The following is a 2847-nucleotide window of genomic DNA, read 5'->3' on the forward strand; positions in this document are numbered from 1 at the left end:
CCGACACTAGCGCTTGTACACCAATTGAACCAGCAAGTAGAAATCCAAACGAAACGATGAAAGAAAGGGAAAGGACTTTATCTATCATCCATTTAACAAATCCATGTTGAATGTCGTGGTGAATATCCCAGAGCCTATTTAAAGAATGCTGTATGGAATAGAAGACTACGGTTGATGAAAAAAGAAGGGTACCAACTCCTATAGTAGTAGTTATAATACTTCCGTCAGATTCAACTTTATTGAGCATCAATTTAATTTGCTCAGCTCCTCCTTCTCCAAAAAGGGTAGACATCTCTTCGAATAGGTGCGACTCAATATCCACTTGACCCCAGAAAAAGCCAATTAGAGAAATTAGTATGATTAGAATAGGAGGGAGGGCAAATACTGCGTAGTACGAAAGGGATGCTGCATGATTCATCCCTTCTTCTCTAATAAACTTAAGCACTGTCTCCCACAGTAGCCTTAAAAAATCTTTAATTGTATCAGCCATCACCCCTTATTATGGATTCGAAGTTAGCAAAGGATGATGTTGTTTTTATCCGACGCCTTAAAATGATACTAACAACAAAAGGGGCTTATAAGTATGGTGATAAACTAGGATCTAGAAAAATTTGGAAAGAGAGAATTGGCCATATCCATCTTGTTGAACTTGACTAATAAATAACTCGCTGTCCACAACATATCCAAATCCGGATACTTCTATAGTTGCTTTCCAGGTGCTTCCTATTCTTCTGTTTCCTTTGGCAAAATATCGAAGAGTACCATTTGCTCTATCTAAAATATGAATGGTATCATCAACAACTATACCTAAAGTCATACCAATAACAACTGCAACAGCCATGTTAATCTGACCAATCAACAGGTACCAGATTCCAAATGCTACAACGATTGGCGCAATATTCGGTATGATACTTATTAGTCAATATTTAGTACTTCTAAGAGCAAAAATTAAGATGAATGAAATAATAACGAGGGGTCCAAATCCACTTTGTAGCATCGCATACATATTAGTTCTTGTAATATGAGAGAACATAATTGTTGTACTAATTCCATGCGTGAAGATATGTTCTGGTGCATTGTCTTTCAGCCATTGCTCAGATCTTTCGGCTAAGCTTAACATTGCATTACTAGAGATGTTATCTAGAGTTACTGTAAACCTAGTTTCTGATTTGTCTACATTGATTGGGTTATTTAAATCAAGTCCATAGGGAAGAGACATTTCATATAATAACAAGTATTGAGCAGCTTCTGCCTTGCCATCGGGCACTTTGTAAAAGGCAGGGTCGTCGCCATGCATTGACGCATTTATTCTTTTCATTACTTCGGAGAAACTGGATACATGTGTTACGTTTGGTTGTGTTTTAAACCATTTCTCGAATTCATCCAGTTTAGAAAGATAAGCAGGATCGCTTATTCCATCTTCGCCTTCTGATTTTAATGAATACTCAACGTTATAAATTCCCGTTAAGTTTTCAGCGATAAAGTCAGTATCTGTTCTGAACTTTACACTTTCATCAAAGAATTTAATAAACTCATTATTAAGTTCGTTAGAGAAAGCGAGAGAGCTTAGGCCAATAACTACAACTGTAGAGATGCCTAAAACCATCTTGTTATTGCCAATCACGAATTCAGCTAATCTATCTAATAAAGGTGTACTAGCTTCCTTTTCATCTTTCACTTTAACTTTTACCGGCAAGATTGCCATTAAAGCAGGTAATAAGAAGACAGGTAAGAAAAATGCCGCACATACTCCCATGGCAGTAATATTTCCTAAATCATGAAATGCTGCTCCTTCTGCAAAATTTAATGTCAAGAATCCAATTATCGTAGTAACACTTGTTATGAAAATTGGCATAAAGTTTACGCGGATACTCTCAACAATAGCTGATTTTTTGTCCATCCCTTTACGCATGAACTGAAGTAGAGAGACGAGTATATGAATACTATCTGCAATAGCTAATGTCATTATCATAGTTGAGACAGAAGAAGATGGTCCAGTTAGTTGAATTCCGGCCCAGCCTGCTAATCCCATTGCAGCCATTATTGAAAAGAATAATACAAAAAAGGCAGTGACGGTACCACTTCCGCTACGTGTTGTAATAGCAACCATTAATAATATTATTAAAAACATTGCTGGTGCTAGAGTAGACATATCACCCATGGAACCTTCCATGCTATCAGCAGGAAGACTTACAGTGACGTTAACAGCCGTTACTGTTGACTTATCATTGACCAATCGACTTACAATGATTGGCTAATGAAGTGCAATCTCTTTGATTCGTTTTAGGTCCTCGGCAGTTAAGCTTTCAGGATCACCAGCTAAACTCGCTACATACATATCATCTTCAACAGATCTTGTATGTTGGTAGTTTGTAATTGCATCTACACGTGTAGAGAATGGTGTTTGCCATGCAGCTTCTACTAGTGCTGCAATTGCAATAAGCGTTTCTTTGGTAAATACTTCACCGTTTTCTGGCTCAATTACAATAAAGACATTATCGTCTTTAGTATATTTTTCTTGCATGGCATCAAATGCCAATACATGAGGATTGTTTTCATCGAAGAAGATGTGGTAATCGTTATGAAAAGCTAAAAATTGACCACTGCTTGCGGCACCCATTATTATAAGAACTGTGGCTAGAAGAACAAACTATCTTCTTCTAATTACCCACTCAGCAAAATTTGTTATTGCTGTATGTTTTTGATTTTCACTCATTTTACAATTTTGCATATCATTCACAAAATTTAAAATCATAAATTCCTTAACACTTAAGTCCCCAAATTTCTCACAGCAATCTTTCATGCCTTTCTTCATCGCGGTTACGATTCGGAACATTGCCATGCAAA

Annotated in this window: 4 protein-coding genes; all 4 read right to left on the reverse strand. The window is 36.8% G+C overall.

The features are described 5' to 3' along the window. Positions 1-490: YihY/virulence factor BrkB family protein (locus HRT72_12400; GenBank protein ID NQY68505.1), on the reverse strand; the 490-nt coding region annotated here is incomplete at its 3' end. Between the two features lie 111 nt (positions 491-601). Beyond that, on the reverse strand, positions 602-841 hold the full coding sequence (locus tag HRT72_12405) for a hypothetical protein (protein NQY68506.1): 240 nt from the start codon (positions 839-841) through the stop codon (positions 602-604). Positions 842-919: 78 nt separating this feature from the next. Beyond that, the gene (locus HRT72_12410) at positions 920-2236 is read right to left on the reverse strand and encodes an MMPL family transporter (protein NQY68507.1); all 1317 of its coding nucleotides are present in this window, start codon (positions 2234-2236) and stop codon (positions 920-922) included. A gap of 18 nt (positions 2237-2254) precedes the next feature. After that, positions 2255-2620 (reverse strand): hypothetical protein, encoded by a 366-nt coding sequence (locus HRT72_12415; GenBank protein ID NQY68508.1) that lies wholly within the window; start codon positions 2618-2620, stop codon positions 2255-2257. Positions 2621-2847: the final 227 nt, after the last annotated feature.

It is taken from the genome of Flavobacteriales bacterium, from assembly GCA_013214975.1.
Taxonomy (GTDB): Bacteria; Bacteroidota; Bacteroidia; order DT-38; family DT-38; genus DT-38.